This is a genomic window from Providencia sp. PROV269 (genome assembly GCF_028477785.1).
GTDB lineage: Bacteria > Pseudomonadota > Gammaproteobacteria > Enterobacterales > Enterobacteriaceae > Providencia > Providencia rettgeri.
Genome location: NZ_JAMPLV010000006.1, coordinates 51,379 through 69,195, shown reverse-complemented (window position 1 = coordinate 69,195; position 17,817 = coordinate 51,379). Strand labels below are relative to the sequence as shown.

General features: G+C 41.4%; 18 protein-coding genes. 5 read left to right on the top strand and 13 right to left on the bottom strand.

Annotation, left to right across the window (positions count from 1 at the left end):
• Positions 1-114: 114 nt before the first annotated feature.
• Entirely contained in the window at positions 115-1,065 is a 951-nt protein-coding gene (locus PR683_RS10545; RefSeq protein WP_004914159.1) for a siderophore ABC transporter substrate-binding protein, read from the top strand.
• 160 nt (positions 1,066-1,225) lie between these two features.
• On the opposite strand, the gene hemW is transcribed toward PR683_RS10545, so the two are convergent.
• From hemW to rsmE, 9 genes are all read right to left on the bottom strand, one after another.
• Positions 1,226-2,365 carry a radical SAM family heme chaperone HemW gene (gene hemW, locus PR683_RS10540; RefSeq protein WP_004914156.1) on the bottom strand — a complete coding sequence of 380 codons (1,140 nt, stop codon included), beginning with the start codon at positions 2,363-2,365 and terminating at the stop codon, positions 1,226-1,228.
• On the bottom strand, positions 2,358-2,951 hold the full coding sequence (gene rdgB, locus PR683_RS10535; protein ID WP_109911961.1) for an RdgB/HAM1 family non-canonical purine NTP pyrophosphatase: 594 nt from the start codon (positions 2,949-2,951) through the stop codon (positions 2,358-2,360). The genes hemW and rdgB overlap by 8 nt, the downstream gene beginning before the upstream one ends.
• Positions 2,952-2,967: 16 nt before the next feature.
• Positions 2,968-3,552: a YggT family protein gene (locus PR683_RS10530; RefSeq protein ID WP_042851654.1), complete on the bottom strand. Its 585-nt coding sequence runs from the start codon at positions 3,550-3,552 to the stop codon at positions 2,968-2,970.
• Between the two features lie 19 nt (positions 3,553-3,571).
• Entirely contained in the window at positions 3,572-4,393 is an 822-nt protein-coding gene (gene proC / locus PR683_RS10525; RefSeq protein ID WP_109911962.1) for a pyrroline-5-carboxylate reductase, read from the bottom strand.
• Between the two features lie 14 nt (positions 4,394-4,407).
• Positions 4,408-5,100, bottom strand: coding sequence for a YggS family pyridoxal phosphate-dependent enzyme (locus tag PR683_RS10520; protein WP_164528470.1), 693 nt, complete (start codon positions 5,098-5,100; stop codon positions 4,408-4,410).
• Positions 5,101-5,247: 147 nt separating this feature from the next.
• A complete protein-coding gene (ruvX, locus tag PR683_RS10515; RefSeq protein WP_004914142.1) occupies positions 5,248-5,667 on the bottom strand; it encodes a Holliday junction resolvase RuvX in 420 nt (139 codons plus the stop codon).
• Positions 5,667-6,230 carry a YqgE/AlgH family protein gene (locus PR683_RS10510; protein WP_004914139.1) on the bottom strand — a complete coding sequence of 188 codons (564 nt, stop codon included), beginning with the start codon at positions 6,228-6,230 and terminating at the stop codon, positions 5,667-5,669. The genes ruvX and PR683_RS10510 overlap by 1 nt, the downstream gene beginning before the upstream one ends.
• 135 nt (positions 6,231-6,365) lie before the next feature.
• The gene (gene gshB / locus PR683_RS10505; protein WP_004914137.1) at positions 6,366-7,313 is read right to left on the bottom strand and encodes a glutathione synthase; all 948 of its coding nucleotides are present in this window, start codon (positions 7,311-7,313) and stop codon (positions 6,366-6,368) included.
• A 9-nt stretch (positions 7,314-7,322) separates the two neighbouring features.
• Entirely contained in the window at positions 7,323-8,054 is a 732-nt protein-coding gene (gene rsmE / locus PR683_RS10500; protein ID WP_115166703.1) for a 16S rRNA (uracil(1498)-N(3))-methyltransferase, read from the bottom strand.
• Between the two features lie 279 nt (positions 8,055-8,333).
• Here rsmE and PR683_RS10495 point away from each other — a divergent pair, with 279 nt between their 5' ends.
• Positions 8,334-9,143, top strand: coding sequence for a prepilin peptidase (locus tag PR683_RS10495; RefSeq protein ID WP_227024214.1), 810 nt, complete (start codon positions 8,334-8,336; stop codon positions 9,141-9,143).
• A 57-nt stretch (positions 9,144-9,200) separates the two neighbouring features.
• Here the strand turns inward: PR683_RS10495 and PR683_RS10490 are convergent, their stop codons facing one another.
• Positions 9,201-9,845: a DsbA family protein gene (locus tag PR683_RS10490; protein ID WP_272581784.1), complete on the bottom strand. Its 645-nt coding sequence runs from the start codon at positions 9,843-9,845 to the stop codon at positions 9,201-9,203.
• A gap of 172 nt (positions 9,846-10,017) precedes the next feature.
• Positions 10,018-10,890, bottom strand: coding sequence for an MBL fold metallo-hydrolase (locus tag PR683_RS10485; protein ID WP_004914125.1), 873 nt, complete (start codon positions 10,888-10,890; stop codon positions 10,018-10,020).
• A 132-nt stretch (positions 10,891-11,022) separates the two neighbouring features.
• Here PR683_RS10485 and PR683_RS10480 point away from each other — a divergent pair, with 132 nt between their 5' ends.
• Positions 11,023-11,943 carry a LysR family transcriptional regulator gene (locus PR683_RS10480; protein WP_117162822.1) on the top strand — a complete coding sequence of 307 codons (921 nt, stop codon included), beginning with the start codon at positions 11,023-11,025 and terminating at the stop codon, positions 11,941-11,943.
• On the opposite strand, the gene PR683_RS10475 is transcribed toward PR683_RS10480, so the two are convergent.
• Positions 11,917-12,852, bottom strand: a complete 936-nt coding sequence (locus PR683_RS10475; RefSeq protein ID WP_109911967.1) for a LysR family transcriptional regulator — start codon at positions 12,850-12,852, stop codon at positions 11,917-11,919. The two genes, PR683_RS10480 and PR683_RS10475, sit on opposite strands and share 27 nt — an antisense overlap.
• A 126-nt stretch (positions 12,853-12,978) precedes the next feature.
• Here PR683_RS10475 and lysA point away from each other — a divergent pair, with 126 nt between their 5' ends.
• Positions 12,979-14,238, top strand: a complete 1,260-nt coding sequence (lysA, locus tag PR683_RS10470) for a diaminopimelate decarboxylase (RefSeq protein WP_109911968.1) — start codon at positions 12,979-12,981, stop codon at positions 14,236-14,238.
• A 152-nt stretch (positions 14,239-14,390) separates the two neighbouring features.
• Positions 14,391-15,254: a hypothetical protein gene (locus tag PR683_RS10465; RefSeq protein WP_227024213.1), complete on the top strand. Its 864-nt coding sequence runs from the start codon at positions 14,391-14,393 to the stop codon at positions 15,252-15,254.
• Between the two features lie 55 nt (positions 15,255-15,309).
• On the opposite strand, the gene fadE is transcribed toward PR683_RS10465, so the two are convergent.
• Positions 15,310-17,775, bottom strand: coding sequence for an acyl-CoA dehydrogenase FadE (gene fadE, locus PR683_RS10460; protein ID WP_004914110.1), 2,466 nt, complete (start codon positions 17,773-17,775; stop codon positions 15,310-15,312).
• Positions 17,776-17,817 lie beyond the last annotated feature (42 nt).

Genomic DNA, 17,817 nt, shown 5'->3' with positions numbered 1-17,817 from the left:
GATATTAACTCCATTAATGGGAATGAAAATGAAATTGATTCTTATTTGATTGACATCTAAGCCACTCACTTTACAATGCGGGTTTGGCTTAATGACTAAATTGGGATCATTTAAATGAAAAAATTCATTCCTGCTCTGCTTGTTTCTGTGTTGTCATTCTCTGCGCCTTTTGCTCTTAGCGCTGAATCTACCACTTTCACTCCAAATGCGGTTACAGCACAAGGCGTTGAAAAAGTGACGATCAAACACCTATCAGGTGAAACTGAAGTCATGAAAAAACCACAAAAAGTGGTTCTGTTTGATTTCGGTGTTTATGACTCAATGCAAAAACTCGGCTTAGGTGACAAGGTTGTTGCACTACCAACTGGCAATGCTCCTGCTTATATAAAAGGCAGTATTCCTGCATCAATGGAAAACGCAGGTGGAATGAAACAACCTGATTTAGCCAAAATCGCACAATTAAAACCTGATCTGATTGTGATCACAGGTCGTCAAGGTAAGTCTTATGATGAGTTATCAAAAATTGCACCCACTATCAATTTAGGCTCTGATAGCAAACACTATATTGATTCTGTAAAAGCCAATATTAGTGTGATTGGTGAGCTCTACGGTAACCAAAAAGCGGTTGATGAGCAGTTAGTCCAATTAGATAAAGTCATCGCAGACGCCCAGAAGAAAGCGGCTGATTCCAATAAAAAAGTTTTAGTATTGATGCATAATGACGGCAAATTAATTCCAAATAGCCAAGCCGTTGTTTACAACGTTGTGAAAGCAAAACGCGCTGACCTACCGGTTGATGAAAGTGCAGATAAAGCAAAACGCCGTGTTGTGGATACCAAAACTATTGCTCAAGCTAACCCAGATGTGATCCTGATTGTTGACCGTAGCGAAGCGATTGGTGCAGGTAAATTGGATAAAACAGTATTTGAAGATAGCAATATTCAAGAAACCAAAGCTTATAAAGATGGCAAAATTACTTACCTGCAATCTGACTTATGGTACTTGTCAGGTGGCGGTTTAGTTAGCTTAACAGAGCAAGTTAATGCGGTGGTGAATGCTCTATAACAGATATCTGCCACTGTCTTATTGATGGTGGCAATATGTATTACCTCAATTGTTATTCTTGTCTATTTCATTTTTATCTCTAAACAAAAGCCCACTTCGTTTGAAGTGGGCTTTCATCTAATTTATCAGTGAAGTAATTTATAAATGAACCGAATAGCCGCTATTCTTCACCTAAAAATAGCTCTAATAGCGAATTGAGAAACAATTTTCCATGCTCTGTAATCTGCCATTCATTCACGGTTTCTGTGATATAGCCTTTAGCTAAAGCTTCATCAATAGCCGCTCTAACTGTTGATTCTGGTAACCCTGTATATTGGGTAAATTCAGCGCGTGGCATGGCTTCAAGAAGGCGAAAGCGGTTCATGAAGTATTCAAATGGTCTATCGGAAGCGCCAACGTCATAGGATTGGTGCATATAACGGCCCTCCATATAACCTCGAGGATGTTTTGTTTTTACGGTTCGTAAAATTTGACCATCTTCAAAAGAAATTTTTCCATGAGCGCCGCAACCGATACCTAAATAGTCACCAAAGCGCCAGTAATTGAGGTTGTGTTGGCATTGGTAACCGGGTTTAGCATAGGCGGATGTTTCATATTGCTGGTAACCTGCCGCACTCAATAATTTATGGCCTTCAGTGTAAATATCCCACAGTGTATCGTCATCGGGTAATACCGGAGGGCGTGAGCCAAATTGAGTGTTAGGTTCAATAGTGAGTTGGTACCAAGACAGGTGCGGAGGGGCAAGTTCAATAGCTTGGCGCAGGTCTGATAAACCTTCAACCTGAGTTTGCGCGGGTAACCCATGCATTAAATCGAGGTTAAAGCTTCTTAAATTAAGATTAGCGGCTAACTGAGCAGCACGCTTCGCTTCATCAGCGCCATGAATACGCCCTAAAGTGATTAGTTTATCGTTACCGAAGCTTTGTACGCCAATAGAAATACGATTAATTCCTGCGGCTTGGTAACCTGCAAAACGACCAGCTTCAACAGTACCAGGGTTTGCTTCCATGGTAACTTCTGCATGTGGGTCTAAATCAACTCGCTGACGTACGCCATCCATTAAAGCTTGCATTGACTCAGCACTTAATAAACTGGGTGTTCCGCCCCCAATAAAAATAGTTTTCACCGAACGTCCTGCAACTAATTTTGCATCGGTGTCTAAATCGGCCAATAAGTGTGCCACATATTCTTGCTGAGGGATCTCACCTTTAAGTGTGTGTGAGTTGAAGTCACAATAAGGGCACTTTTGTACACACCAAGGGATATGGATATACAGGCTCAGCGGGGGTAATTTAAGCATTCTTTAGCGCATCCAACATCATTGTGAGTGCTTTTCCACGATGTGAAACGGCTTGCTTTTCCGCTTTTGTTAGCTCTGCTGAGGTACAACCTAATTCAGGAACATAGAATATGGGGTCATAACCAAAGCCGCCTTGGCCTTTGCGTTCACGGGTGATGATACCGTGCCAACGGCCATGGAATACTAATGGCGTAGGGTCTTCTGCATGCCGCAAATAAACTAACACACAGTTGAATTGAGCCTGACGTTGGTCGTCAGGCACATTTTTCATTGCTTCTAATAGCTTAACTAGGTTTTGCTCGTCTGTTGCTTCTTCACCTGCGTAGCGGGCAGAGTAAATCCCCGGCGCGCCACCAAGGGCATCAACGGAAATTCCTGAATCATCAGCAATTGCGGGTAACCCGGTTTGTGCTGCTGCATGACGCGCTTTTAGGATTGCATTTTCAATAAAAGTTAAGCCCGTTTCTTCTGCGGACTCAACGCCTAATGAGGTTTGTGCGACGATATCCATCCCAAAATCACGTAGTAGGCCAGCTAACTCATTCACTTTTCCGGGGTTACCGGTGGCTAAAACAACTTTTTGCATTATTTAAAACTCGTTTTTACATAATACCAATGGAATACATCATTGCAGTCAATGATGGGTCAATCATCAGTGAGATATCTACACGCAGGTAATTCAATGCGATTAAAATAAACATCACAATCATTGCAGAGAAATCTAACCCGCCCATAGCAGGAATGATGCGACGGATTGGCGCCATTAAAGGTTCGGTTAATTGGTATAATAAATAATCTACTGGGTTACGGCCTTGGCTAACCCAGCTTAGAATTGCACGGATTAAAATCATCCAAAAAATTAATTTACCGGTATAGGTTAATAATAAAATCAATCCCATAGGTAAAATGCTTATACCTAAAATAGGGAGTAAGTTTGTTGCCCACATACCAAAGATAATGGCTGCAATGGCTAAAACAAACGCAACAACCACTGAAGCGGTATCTATCGCGCCAAAAGAAGGAATGATTCGGCGTAATGGTGCGACGATAGGCTGTGTTGCTTTAACGACAAATTTCGAAAAAGGATTATAAAAGTCTGCGCGTACCCACTGCATCCATACGCGCAGTAGTAATACAAAAATATACAGTTGGATCAGGGTAGTAACGACGAATACTAAGGTCTGCATGGTGAATTCCGCGATTAATTTAAAAAAGTTTTTCCATTTCTTCTGCTCTGTGTATTGCGCTTTGCATTGCATCGGCAACAATTTGCGGAAGATTTCCATTATAAAATTGCTCTAAAGCCATCGCGGTGGTACCGCCTTTAGAGGTGACTTGTTCACGTAAAGCCGAAAAGTCCGTGTCACTTTGTGACTTAGCTAGTTCTACAGCCCCTTCAATTGCATTCAGAACGAGCTCGCGAGCTTGTTGCTTATCATAACCGAGTTGTTCTGCTTTTTGCTGCATTGATTCCATAAACAGAAAGAAATAGGCAGGGGAGCTACCAGTAATGGCAATAATCTTATTGATGTCTTGCTCTTGTTGGCACCAAATCGTGGAGCCAACACTTTGCATCAGCTCTTGAGCAAACTGTTTGTCTGGCTCAGAAACCTTCCCTTGAGCAAATAACCCGCTAACACCTTTACCCACCAACGATGGCGTATTTGGCATGATGCGTACTAAATTCAGTTGGTGTGCAAAGTAATCATTATAACGCTCTGCAGGGATCCCCGCGGCAATTGTCAGCACTAATTTTTGGTCAAAGTTTGTGGCATTTTGCAGCGGTTCACACACTTCTTTCATCATTTGTGGTTTAACCGCTAGGATAATGACCTCAGCGGCTTTGACCGCAGCTAAGTTATCATGACTGCTGATAATGCCATATTGCTCGGCCAGTTTGTCTCGACGTACAGGTGTAGGAGAGCACACCGTGATCATCGATGCAGGGTAACCATGGTTAACCAGCCCAGCAATGATGGCGTGAGCCATATTTCCGGCGCCGATGAAGGCAATTTTACGATGTTGCATTCTGTTCTCCTATCTTATTGGTGATATTGGCGAGCGCCAAAAATAGCGGTTCCTATGCGAACAAGTGTTGAGCCGCAATGGATTGCTGCACGCATATCGTCAGTCATCCCCATTGAAAGAGTGTCAACAGTGGGGTAAGTGGTTTTTAATTGCTTAAATGCCTCATTCATTTGATGAAACACAGCACATTGGCGTTCATAATCCGTTTCAGGTGCAGGGATCGTCATCAGGCCCCGTAGCACAAGGTTTGGCATCGTAGCGACTTGCGCCGCAAGGTCTGCAACTTCTGCGAGTGTTATACCTGATTTACTGTTTTCATCGCTGATATTGATTTGAATTAGCACATTGAGGGGCGCTTTTCCACTTGGACGTTGGTCATTTAAGCGCTGAGCGATTTTGGCTCTGTCTAAGGTATGGAACCAATCAAAGTGCTCAGCAACAAGGCGGCTTTTATTCGATTGTAATGGGCCGATAAAATGCCAAACTAAGTCATTTCTATCAGAGAAATATTGAATTTTCTCAACGCCCTCTTGCACATAGTTCTCACCAAACTGGCGTTGGCCTGCCTCTATAGCTTCTAAAATAGCCTCACAAGGTTTGGTTTTACTTACCGCGAGTAGCGTAATGTCTTGTGGTGAGCGCTGACACTCTGCGGCAGCATGCTCAATACGCGCGGTGACATCAGAGATATTATTTTGAATGGTCATTATTTTATTCAATATGGTTTATTCAATACTATTTTATTCATGTCTTACATGAATAGCGGCTATTGACCATAGTGTAAAGCAAATTACATCAGAACGGCACCATTGCATGAGGTTAAGCTAAAAATAACCACGTAAAATACGCAATGCTTAAATATGTTGCTCAAACCAGCTTTCAAGGATCACAACAGCAGACGCAGAATCTACTTTTCCTTTACTCAAAGCTCGATAACCACCTTGTTCAAAAAGGCCTGCTTTTGCTTCAACCGTGGAAAGACGTTCATCATGTAATTCGACTTTAACACCAAAACGGCCATGAATTCGATTTGCAAAATTACGGGCTTGGCTTGTAACCAGTTGTTCCGTGCCATCCATATTAAGGGGAAGGCCAACAATAACCAACTGAGGTTGCCATTCTTTAAGTAACTTTTCGATTTGTTGCCAATCAGGGCGGCCATCGCTGGCTTTTAGTGAGGTTAATGGTCGCGCGGTACCTGTAATTTCTTGTCCAACGGCCACACCGATGCTTTTGGTTCCAAAATCAAAGGCTAACAAAGTTCTTCCAGACATTAAGCATGCCCCGCTTGCATTGAAATAGTATGAATATCAATACCAATTAATTTAGCTGCAGCAGTCCAGCGTTCATGAATTGGTGTATCAAAAATAAGCTCAGGAGAAGCTTCAACGGTCAACCAGCTATTTTCCATGATTTCACGTTCAAGTTGGCCTGGTTCCCAGCTTGCATAACCTAGTGCAACTAAAGAGTTTGAGGGGGAGTGCTCACTTCCTAAAGTCTCTAAGATATCTTTTGACGTTGTCACCATCACTTCATCATTTAAGTGCAGACTCGATAAAAAACCTTTTATCGGTGTGTGTAAGATGAACCCATGCTCTTCAGCCACGGGACCACCCGCAATGACAGGCTTCTTTAAATTACGGTTATCAATTTTATCTGAAATCGTAATTTCGAGTTTTTTAAGCATCTTATCGACAGAAAAATCATCAATAGGCTTGTTAATCACAATCCCCATCGCCCCTTTTTCATTGTGCTCACACATATAAACGACTGACTGCTCAAAATAAGGGTCTGTTAAGGATGGCATGGCGATAAGAAAATGGTTTTGCAGATTCAAACTTAGACTCCAGCAAATTTAAAACAATTGAGAGAACACAATAAAAGGCAAACTTATAGGTGGTAAATAAAACGGATGACTTTTATTGTGTGAAAATAATAAAAGCCATCAGTGAAGATAAACCACCACTATAAATTATTTATTGAGACGGCGTTCAATGGCATCCATTAACATACCTGTAATGGAGATATCAAATGCGGCTTCAATTTCCCGTGCACACGTTGGGCTAGTCACGTTAATTTCGGTTAAACGGTCACCAATGATATCAAGGCCAACAAAAATTAAGCCTTTTTCTTTTAATGTTGGCGCTACGGCACGCGCAATGGCCCAGTCACTTTCACTTAATGGACGAGCTTCCCCACGGCCACCCGCTGCAAGGTTACCTCGGGTTTCACCTTGAGCTGGAATTCGCGCTAAGCAATAAGGAACAGGTTCACCATCCACCACCAAGACACGTTTATCACCATCTTTAATTGCTGGTAGGAAGTTTTGGGCCATGCAGTAACGGGAGCTATGTTCCGTTAGCGTTTCGATAATTACGCCCACATTTGGGTCATCTTGTTTAAGACGGAAAATCGAAGCGCCACCCATACCATCTAGTGGTTTGAATATGACATCGCCATGTTTTTGGTGAAATTCTCTTAACTTTTGTGGGCTGCGCGTGACCAATGTGTCAGGTGTTAACTCAGCAAACCAAGCAGTAAAGAGTTTCTCATTGCAGTCACGTAAGCTTTGCGGTTTATTCACAATTAAGGTGCCAGCTTGTTCCGCTCTTTCTAAAATATAAGTCGCATAGATAAATTCAGTATCAAAAGGCGGGTCTTTCCGCATTAAAATGGCATCAAGTGAACTTAGGGGGATATCTTGTTCCCCATGAAATTCGTACCATTTTTCTGGGTTTTCTTCGACTGTCACGATTTTTGTTTGTGCGCGAGCTTCACCTTGGTGTAAATACAGGTCATTCATTTCCATATAATGGATTTCATAACCTCGACGCTGAGCTTCCAGCATCATTGCAAAACTGGTGTCTTTCTTGATTTTGATGGATGAAATAGGATCCATCACTATACCGAGCTTGATCATTTTTTCTCCTTACCCCAGATCACCTAAGCGCACTTGTAGTGCTGTGATAGCGGTTAGCGCAGTCGTTTCTGTTCGTAATACTCGAGGCCCTAACAGTATATCGGTAAATTGATAATTTGCTGTCATGGCAATTTCGTCTGCTGACAAGCCACCTTCCGGGCCAATCAACAATCGTACTTTCTTCAGTTCAGAGGGTAACGTATTAATACTTTCTGTTGCTCGTGGGTGCAAATTGACTTTAAATGCACCGTCAGTTTCCGCGCACCATGCTTCAAGGGTTTGTACTGGGCGAATTTCTGGAATTCGGTTGCGGCCACATTGTTCGCAGGCAGCAATCGCAATTTTTTGCCATTGAAGTAATTTTTTATCGAGCCGTTCGCCATCTAGGCGAACACCACAACGTTCTGATAACAAAGGTGTTATTGTATTAACTCCGAGTTCGACAGATTTTTGGATAGTAAATTCCATTTTTTCCCCACGAGACATGACCTGCCCGAGGTGTAAATCGAGAGGGGATTCTCTATCGTCAACTTGGCTATTTTTAATGTGTACGAATACATTTTTTTTAGTTGCTTCAGTAATTTCAGCACTAAAGGTTTTATTGCTGCCATCAAAAAGTTCGAGTTTTTGCCCTGCGGTCATGCGCAGTACTCGACCTACATGGTTTGCAGCATCATCACCAAGAGAAATTGTTGTGTTTATTTGAAGAGGCTCTGGGTGATAAATGCGTGGAATGCGCATAGCTTTTCCTTAGTACAGACTGGGTTAATAAATAATATAACTTTGATGAATATGGGGGTTGAATTGTTAAACTCAAGCGCTGCTACCTAGTTTATAACGAAATACTGACCTTTTATAGTATGTCTGTGCCATAGGTGACATCTTAAACAGTGATGAAAGTAAACTAGAAGATCATGATATTCGAATAAACCGACTCTACTCAACGGAATTAAAGTGTTGGGGATAGCAGAAATTCACAGTATATTTATTTTTATCTCCATAAAGGAATAAGGAGTTAATATGAGGGAGTTACTCTGTACTTTAATATCATCGGTTATATCTATTATTTCGCCGTCTGAGCAATTTACATTATCATGTCAAAATGATAAATCTATAAATATAATTGATTTTATTTGTGTTTTTTCTTCTTTTTTTATGCTGCTAATATCCTTTTTTACGACTAAAAAACTACTTATTTATTTACCCGTTGTTCATTTTGATAAATCCAAAATTATTATTAAAAATACTGTTTTGCTTCTAATATATAGTGTACTAATTTTTATAATATATTATTCATCTAATAATTTACGTATTATTTTATTTTTAACATTATATATTAATTTAATAATACCATTATTTATCATTGATAATAAAATAGGTTATCTCCCTGATGTTCTTACGTACCCATTATTATGGGTGGGGTTGCTATATCAAATTCACTTACCAAATGGGAATGTAGTCTCAGCTATTTATGCAGTACTGATCAGCTACTTAGTGATGTTAATGGTGGTTACACTGGTTGAAAAACAAACTTATCAACCACAAATGGGGAGAGGGGATTTTAAACTCGTTGCCGCTTGTTCGGCTTGGCTTGGTGTTTGGGAGTTACCTTACTTTTTGGCCACCGCTGCAGGGTTGGGGCTATTACAATACTGGGTTAACTTTGGGCTATGGCCTAAAATATACCAAAAAAAGCAACTGGTAAATCTAGCCCACGCCGAGATATTATCTGGGGTGCAAATAGCTAAAACAACGAAGACGATTCCATTTGGCCCCGCGTTAATTATTAGTGCTAGCACATGGTTGTATTTATCAATAATTGAATATTAAATTAAATGACAACCTTATGCGCATATTTGAAAGGTGGCTTATTAAAAAGGGTGATTATTAAGACGCTGCGGTTACCAAAGAATCTAAAAATTGCTGCCATTTACTCGGCTCACCGAGGTAATTCTGTAATGGAACTCGTAACCATTTCCCCTGTTGTTGTATTAACAGAGTTGGAAAACCGGATGCACCTGACTGCGCTAACAGAGCCTTACTTGTTTCAATGTGGGCCGCAGTTTCATGTTGCTCACACTCACTGTAGTCGGACACATACTGGGTTACATTGAGGCCAATTTCTTTGGCGAGCTCAAGAAGTACCGCGGTATCTTTAATATGGCGTCCTGAAATGTAGTGTGTTTTTTGAATGGCTTTAAGCATCTCAAAGCCTTTGCCTTGCTTGGTTGCCGCTAATATAGCGGTTTGCGGTGGTGTTGAGTCCATAACCAAATTAGGTTCGTGTAGCATTTTTATATAGTCATCGCCAAATACTTGCCCTGTCATGGATGCAATGCGCTTATCAGCTTGCAGAATATATTGGCGAAAATTATCATCTAAATGTAGGCGTGCATTGCCAGCTAACATACCACCACCATGCATTTCAATGTTGATACTTGGGTGTTGGTTGGCAATTTCGATTAAAGGCGCAGCGGCATAGCACCAGCCGCAATAAGGGTCATAAATATAGTGTAGGGTGATGTTGCTCATAATCGTTCTCTCTATTTGATCTTTTTAAGTAATTTGAGTTAAGTTGTATCATTATCATCAAAAAATTAATACCACTATCATTCGGTGAAATCAGCCAAATTGCTTTTAGTCATTCAGTGAGTTGCTACGGAACATACCGCGCAAAATGGCTGCAATAGTGAGTATCACTTGGTTATTGAGGCCACTGCATTTCGCCTTTAACAACTTTTGCACTAAGTTCTAAACTTGATTTGTCATCCAATTGTGGATATTTTACCGCAATTTTTTGGATGAGTTCATCTGAGTTTTTACTTGTTTTTGCTGCATTTTCAAAATCTTGTAAGTATTTTTGAGTAAAAGAAACCGTGCTTGTATCTAATTTAGATGCTCCCGTAAAGTGACCAGGAACAACGGTTATTGGGTTCAGTGCTTTGATGTCTTTTAATGTTTGCTGCCAATTTTTACGTGACTCTTCTGTTTGTGTATCTGCTACCCAAACATGAATATTGTCAGAAACAATAACGCCCCCTACAACGGCTTTTAATGATGGAACCCAGACATAAGTTCTATCTGGTGATGCGCTATCAAGGCCTTTAATTTCAAGTCGTTCACCATCAACTGTGAAGCTATCTCCTTTAATGACCTCAGGGACGATAATATGGGCAGGTGCCTCATCTTTTAATACACCACCCCAGTAAGCCAGTTTGCCATCTTTAGTTGCTTTAATGGCTTCAACTGTGTTTGCTGTCGCGACCACTTTAGCTTCAGGGAAGGCGTTTGTTAGGGTATCGAGCCCAAAATAGTAATCTGGATCTGAGTGGCTAATATAAATCGTGGTTAATTTCTTGTTGAGCTTTTTAATTTTATCAACCAATTGTTGTGCATCATTTTTTTGAAATTGTGCGTCAATTAACACCACTTCACTTGAACCGCTAATAATTTCAGAGGAAACCGGAAATACGCTGTTATTTCCAGGATTATAAACATCTAATGTTAGTGTTTCAGCTTGGGTCATATTTATCGTAGTGGCGAATAACGCGGTTGCAGCTAATAAGGTAAATTTCATTTTGTATCCTAAAATAAAGTTATACAGGAACGCTTGTTTTTTGCATGGCGTGTATATTAAATTGCAATGATAAGATGAAAAACCCCATAATTAGGTGTTGTTTGTTGCATAATTCGGTCAAATGAGAGTGGTATGGATAGATTAAAGGCAGCAGAAGTATTTATTACTATCGTTGAACAAGGCAGCCTAAGTGGAGCAGCAGAAAAATTAGAGATGTCGAGAGCGATGGTGACTCGCTATTTGTCGGAAATGGAACAATGGGCGGGAGTGCGTTTATTAAATCGTACCACGCGGAAATTAAGTTTAACTTCAGCGGGGGAAGGGGTATATCAACAATCTTTGCAACTTAATGCTATTTCCCAAATGGTCCCTGTGCAGCAAGAGCTTGATGCAAAAGCATTATCCGGTTTAGTGCGCATTAGTTGCTCACAATCTATTGCCCAAAGTGCACTTTCTGTGGCTATTGCTGAGTTTATGAAACTCTATCCGAATATGGCTATAGATATGCAAATATCGAATAAATCAGTTAATTTAATAGAGGAACGAATTGACTTGGCTATCCGTATTACTAATCAACTGGAGCCGAGTTTAATCGCAAAACCATTGTCAACTTGCCATTCTGTCATTTGTGCTTCACCTGATTTTTTAAAAGGGAAAAAATATCCCGAAAAACCAGAAGATTTAGTTTTACTCGATTGCTTAACCTACAATTTTTTTGGTCGTAGCTTATGGGTCTTTGAAAAGGCAGGTATGCAGCATAGTGTATTGGTTGATGGGCGATTAAGTGCGAATGAATCCGTATTTCTCGCTGAGGCAACATTGCAGGGCGCGGGTATCTCTATGCAACCATATTATTCTGTTGCTGATCATTTGGCCTCAGGGGCGTTAGTTCAACTATTACCTGAATATACGCCAATGCCTCTAGGTATTTACGCTGTGTATACGAGTCGGCAAAAAATGCCAACTGCATTGAGGGTGGTGATTGATTATCTCGCTAATTGGTTTGTAACTTCACCTCACTGGCAGTTATTGATGCAACAGCGCGGAAATTAGCTGGGTTTTTATTTGATTAAAGTTATCCTCTAAATGTTGAGTAAAAATATTGGTCAATTGTGATGAAGGGCGGTGAATAGGTTTTATCAAGCTAACGGTAAAAGGAATGGAAAAGCTGAGTGGGCGCAGAGCCAACTTCCCAGCAGATTGTTGATGAAAATCTAATGCAGTTAAAGGGTTAACAATAGAAATCCCAATCCCTTTTAGTGCCATAGCGCAAATAGATGATGCTGAATGCGTCTCCATGACCATTTTGCGCTCGACATGGTGCTCCGCAAATGTTGAGTCAATCAACTGACGATAGCTGTCAGTTAATGATAGGCTAATAAAACGTTGGCCTTGAAAATCATTGGGGATTAGGACTTCTTTTTGGGCTAAAGGGTGGTTTGCGGGTAAGACACACACTTCATTTAAACTTCCCAGTGTTTGTTGTTCAGTGCCCGGAGGCATTTGCAAATGTTCTGTTAAACCGAAATCGTAACGCTGAGCGGACAACCATTCTTCAAGAACAGGAGACTCTTGCGGGATCACTGTGATGCTGACATCAGGGTAATTTTCCATAAACGATTGGCAAACATGGGGCAATAAAGATTGCGCGAAAGCAGGTAAACAGGTTATCGAGATTTGGGCATGTTCGAAGCGTCGGATAGTTTCCGCTGAGTTTTTAATGCGTTCCAAACCATAATAAGAGCGTTCGACTTCTTCAAGAAACCGTAATCCTTGTGCTGTTGGCTGTAGACGTCCTTTGACCCTATCGAATAACTTAAACTGTAAAAGGTATTCTAAGCGAGCAAGTTCACGGCTGATAGTTGGTTGTGAGGTGTTTAGCAGTGCAGCGGCTTCCGTCAGGTTGGGGGCTGTCATTACTGCACGGAATATTTCAATGTGCCGCCATGAAATGGCTTGCATAGGAAGTCCTTAAATAAAGTCTATATCAAATATGAATAGACTTTAGCAAAATAGATATTTTTTTTCCCGTATTATTCTTTGAATAATAGCTTTTAATATAATAAAAACTTGCAAACGAGAAAGACAATGACTTCATTCGCAACGACAACAAGCCAATATTTAACATCTGAATATTTACGTGTATTACCTGAGCAGTATGGTAGCCCTGTTTGGGTTTATGATAGCGCGGTGATTATTGAGCGTATCAAGCAATTACAAGTTTTTGATACTGTCCGCTTTGCACAAAAAGCATGTTCGAATATTCATATTCTGCGCTTAATGAAACAACAAGGCGTTAAAGTCGATTCTGTTTCTTTAGGGGAAATAGAACGTGCGCTGGTGGCAGGGTTCCAGCCTGGACGTGAGAACTCAGAAATCGTATTTACAGCAGATGTGCTCGATAGAGCCACATTAGCGAAAGTGACTGAGCTAGATATCCCTGTGAATGCAGGCTCAATTGACATGCTTGAGCAAATTGGCGAACAAAAAGCTGGCCATCCTGTTTGGTTACGCATCAATCCAGGTTTTGGTCACGGCCATAGCCAAAAAACCAATACTGGTGGTGAAAATAGTAAGCACGGTATTTGGCATGAAGATTTACCTGCAGCGTTAGAGAAAATTCGCCATTACAATTTATCGCTAGTTGGTATCCATATGCATATTGGCTCAGGGGTTGACTATCAACATCTTGCCGATGTGTGTGATTCTATGGTGGCGTTAGTCACAACCGCAGGGGTTGACCTTCATGCCATTTCAGCAGGCGGTGGGTTATCAACCCCTTATCGTGAAGGTGATGAATTAATCGATGTACCGCATTATTACAGCCTATGGGATAACGCTCGCCAACGCATCGAACAACACTTAGGGCACAAAATTGAACTTGAAATAGAACCCGGCCGCTATTTAGTTGCTGAGTCTGGGGTACTATTAGCAGAAGTGCGAGCCGTTAAAGATATGGGTAGTCGCCACTATGTGCTTGTAGACAGTGGTTTTAATGACCTAATGCGTCCAGCGATGTATGGCAGTTATCACCATATTTCGGTATTACCGATGGATGGACGTAACCTTGATGGGGCCCAACTAAAAGACACAATTGTTGCTGGCCCACTGTGTGAATCAGGAGATGTATTTACCCAGTTAGAGGGCGGTTTAGTGGTAACCCGCGCTTTACCCGAGGTGAAAGTTGGCGATTTTCTGGTTTTTCATGACACTGGCGCTTACGGTGCATCCATGTCATCAAACTACAATAGCCGTCCATTATTGCCGGAAGTGATGTTTGTTGATGGTAAGCCACAATTGATTCGCCGCCGCCAAACGATTGAAGAGCTATTGGCTCTGGAGCTGTAAGTCTTCCTTTCATTATAGATAACTGCATCTTACTCATAGGGCTATTATTGTAAGATGCGGTTATTCTGATTCACCACATCTATATTCCCATGTACTTTACCTACCTTGTATAAATTCTACGCAACATAATAAAAGCTAGAAGGTAAAAATCAGTGCAAAAAGTGATGAGGGTTCTTCGTAAACTGTATAAGTACGAAAATAGCCAATATGACGTTGGTCGTGAGGTTTCTGTTTATAGTCAAAGTACACTGTCAGCCAAAGAACAATTGGAACTCGCTCGAATTAATTGGCAAGTGAATCACATTGAGTCTTTCAATGACCATGCTGATATTATGCACAAGTTCAACAGTTTAAAAAAAGAGGAAAAACTCAGCCAAGAGCGCTGTTTTGATACTTTTATTGCAGGTGTTGGCGGAAGTTATTTACGAGGACGTTCAGTGCTAGGTGCTTTTCATAAGCTCAAAAATATACAGATTCATGACTATATAGAAAAACCACAATTAGCCTGTTGCTGGGTATGCAGTGATTACAATCGAAAAATTCACATCAACGATAGTTACTTTCAATATTGCTTGTATTACGGAAATTCCTATACAGGTAATACCTCATATGCTTATTTAAATTTAAAACACTTACTTAATGTTGAGCCAGTACAACCGCTTGGGGACGATAAAATTAAATTTAACCAGTTATTGGATTTATTTCGTTCTGCTAAGGATGATGAAACCCCCGGCCATTTTGAAAAGCGTTTGGCTGAAGCCAAAATAATCCCGGGTAATAAATATACACATAGAGGGGTTTTACAATCTCTAGCATTGATCGGTGTGATACCAAATCAGTTTATTCCTTTATCATTAGCGTCGAGGGTTAATTTTGGTGACCTTGTGAGTACTGAGTCCCAGTTAAACAATACTAAAGGTCGCTCAGATATGGAGATGCCATGGGCTGGCTGGAAGGGGCATTTAGGTATTGATGAAGACAAAGTAGCCGAATATTTCAGTGATTATTTGCTTTAAATCTAAATGACAAAGGGAACTCTTGAGTTCCCTTTGATTTACTAGCTAAAATTAATCAAGCCGCTTTCTTTTTCTTACTAGTTTCTTCATTTGAAGGTTCATCTGGTGACTTTTTTGTCGGAAGTACACCCAAATCATCAAACTCAAACTCATCGACGTTAATCGTCCGTAACCGGCTTGCTTCTGCTTTACGCAAGATATCAGCTTCTTCTTGCGTAATTACGTTTTCAGGAAGTAGTTGGTCAGCAAGTTTATCTAAGCGAGTAAAGCTGAGTTTACGCTCTTTTAAGCGGCAGATACGTTCGAAAATAGGTTCAGCAGCAATGATATCGAGCAGAGCTTGGTTTACAAGGCCATGAGGGTTGTTTTCCGTAGGTGTTAAATACTGCCCACGGCCCAACCTATCACGTGTTTCTGATGGTTCCATCAGGATTTGAGCCAGTTTATGGTCTAGTCGGTCTGATGGTGTTGACATCGCTCGGCCAGTAGGGAATAGGGTGATGCGCATTACCCCCGCAACCAACTTGTTAGGGAAGTTTTTCAGGAGATCATCCATCGCTTTTTCTGATTGATATAAACAATCTTCAACCGCCCATTTCACTAATGGTAAGTCTGCTTTTTGGCGACCTTCATCTTCATAACGTTTTAAGGTTGCAGATGCGAGATACAAGTTGCTTAAAATATCCCCTAAGCGAGCAGAGATACGTTCGCGGCGTTTCAAGCTACCCCCTAACACACCCATGGCAACATCGGATAGTAATGCTAAGTTGGCACTTTGGCGGTTTAGCATTTGATAGTAACGGCGCGTTTCATCTTTGGTTGGTGCATGACTTCCGCGACCATTGGTTAAACCAAGCCAGAAGCTACGGAATTGATTACTAACCACATGACCTATATGCCCAAATACGGCTTTATCGAATTTATGTAAGTTATTATCTTGTGCTGCGGCCATTTCTTCTAATACGAATGGATGGCAACGGATAGCCCCTTGACCGAAGATGATCATACTGCGGGTTAGGATATTTGCCCCTTCAACCGTAATGGCGATAGGTGCGCCTTGGTAAGCTCTGGCAACAAAGTTTGAATCCCCAAGACAGATGCCTTTACCACCCGTAATATCCATGGCATCAATAATGGCGCGCTGGCCACGGTGTGTACAGTGGTATTTAACAATAGCGGATAAAACGGCAGGTTTCTCACCTAACATAATTCCAGAGGTGATGAGAGTTGCTGCTGCGTCCATCAGATAGGTATTACCTGCGATGCGAGCTAGTGGTTCTTCAATACCTTCCATTTTACCAATTGGTAATTTGAATTGACGGCGAATATAAGAGTAAGCCCCTGTCGCGATAGCAATACTCTTCAAACTACCAGTTGAGTTCGATGGTAATGTAATACCACGACCGACAGAAAGACACTCAACCAACATTCTCCAGCCTTGGCCTGCCATTTTTGGCCCACCGATAATGTAATCGATTGGAACAAAAATATCTTTTCCGCGTGTAGGACCATTCATAAATGGAATATTTAGTGGGAAGTGGCGATGACCAATTTCAACGCCAGGGGTATTGGTTGGAATTAGTGCACAGGTGATACCAAGGTTTTTCTCGCCACCTAATAGTTTATCAGGGTCTGAAAGTTTGAATGCGAGGCCTAATACAGTGGCAATTGGTGCCAAAGTAATATAGCGTTTGTTCCATGTTAAGCGCATTCCTAATACTTGCTCGCCTTGCCATTCACCCATACAAACGACACCTGAATCTGGGATAGCACCAGCATCGGAACCTGCCTCAGGGCTGGTTAATGCAAAGCACGGAATTTCTTCACCCGTAGCTAAGCCTGGTAAATAGCGTTGTTTTTGTTCATCAGTGCCGTAATGCTGCAGTAATTCACCCGGACCTAATGAATTGGGTACCCCTACAGTGATAGCAAGAATACCGGAGACACCAGCGAGCTTTTGTAGAACCTGAGATTGCGCATAAGCAGAAAACTCTAAGCCACCGTATTCTTTTTTGATGATCATCGCGAAGAAGCGGTGATCACGCAGGTATTGCCACACTTCAGGTGTTAGATCTGCCAGTTCATGGCTCACTTCGAAGTCGTTGACCATGCCACAAACGGTTTCAACAGGCCCATCAATAAAAGCTTGTTCTTCTGCGGTTAGCTGTGGTTTTGGATAGTTATGCAATTTATTCCAATCTGGCGCTCCGCGGAAAAGGTCGCCTTCCCACCACGTTGTTCCTGCGTCAATGGCTTCCTTTTCTGTGCTCGACATAGGAGGCATGACTTTTTGGAACATTTTCATCGCGCGGATAGAGAAAAGCGATTGGCGTACAGGAGTGAAGACAAAAGGAAATAATACCAAGGCAACTGGCAGTAACATCCAGTAGCTCCAAATATCGATGACTCCCATAACCGCGGTATAAGCCAATAATAATACTGAGCTAAAAACCAAAGATGTTTTGTGATAACAAAGTACGCCTATTAAGGCGAGAAATAACACGATGCTGAGAAGGATCATAGCGAAGCTCCTGTCTACTTGTAAGAGGTCTGACCTGTTTGT

What these genes read in the sequence shown, in the direction of transcription:
- PR683_RS10490 (WP_272581784.1), bottom strand. Translation starts at nt 9,845, where the DNA reads ATGAGCAACATCACCCTACACTATATTTATGACCCTTATTGCGGCTGG.
- PR683_RS10545 (WP_004914159.1), top strand. Translation starts at nt 115, where the DNA reads ATGAAAAAATTCATTCCTGCTCTGCTTGTTTCTGTGTTGTCATTCTCT.
- PR683_RS10495 (WP_227024214.1), top strand. Translation starts at nt 8,334, where the DNA reads ATGAGGGAGTTACTCTGTACTTTAATATCATCGGTTATATCTATTATT.
- ruvX (WP_004914142.1), bottom strand. Translation starts at nt 5,667, where the DNA reads ATGTCTGGAAGAACTTTGTTAGCCTTTGATTTTGGAACCAAAAGCATC.
- PR683_RS10485 (WP_004914125.1), bottom strand. Translation starts at nt 10,890, where the DNA reads ATGAAATTTACCTTATTAGCTGCAACCGCGTTATTCGCCACTACGATA.
- PR683_RS10475 (WP_109911967.1), bottom strand. Translation starts at nt 12,852, where the DNA reads ATGCAAGCCATTTCATGGCGGCACATTGAAATATTCCGTGCAGTAATG.
- gshB (WP_004914137.1), bottom strand. Translation starts at nt 7,313, where the DNA reads ATGATCAAGCTCGGTATAGTGATGGATCCTATTTCATCCATCAAAATC.
- PR683_RS10530 (WP_042851654.1), bottom strand. Translation starts at nt 3,552, where the DNA reads ATGCAGACCTTAGTATTCGTCGTTACTACCCTGATCCAACTGTATATT.
- proC (WP_109911962.1), bottom strand. Translation starts at nt 4,393, where the DNA reads ATGCAACATCGTAAAATTGCCTTCATCGGCGCCGGAAATATGGCTCAC.
- rsmE (WP_115166703.1), bottom strand. Translation starts at nt 8,054, where the DNA reads ATGCGCATTCCACGCATTTATCACCCAGAGCCTCTTCAAATAAACACA.
- fadE (WP_004914110.1), bottom strand. Translation starts at nt 17,775, where the DNA reads ATGATCCTTCTCAGCATCGTGTTATTTCTCGCCTTAATAGGCGTACTT.
- PR683_RS10520 (WP_164528470.1), bottom strand. Translation starts at nt 5,100, where the DNA reads ATGACCATTCAAAATAATATCTCTGATGTCACCGCGCGTATTGAGCAT.
- hemW (WP_004914156.1), bottom strand. Translation starts at nt 2,365, where the DNA reads ATGCTTAAATTACCCCCGCTGAGCCTGTATATCCATATCCCTTGGTGT.
- rdgB (WP_109911961.1), bottom strand. Translation starts at nt 2,951, where the DNA reads ATGCAAAAAGTTGTTTTAGCCACCGGTAACCCCGGAAAAGTGAATGAG.
- PR683_RS10480 (WP_117162822.1), top strand. Translation starts at nt 11,023, where the DNA reads ATGGATAGATTAAAGGCAGCAGAAGTATTTATTACTATCGTTGAACAA.
- lysA (WP_109911968.1), top strand. Translation starts at nt 12,979, where the DNA reads ATGACTTCATTCGCAACGACAACAAGCCAATATTTAACATCTGAATAT.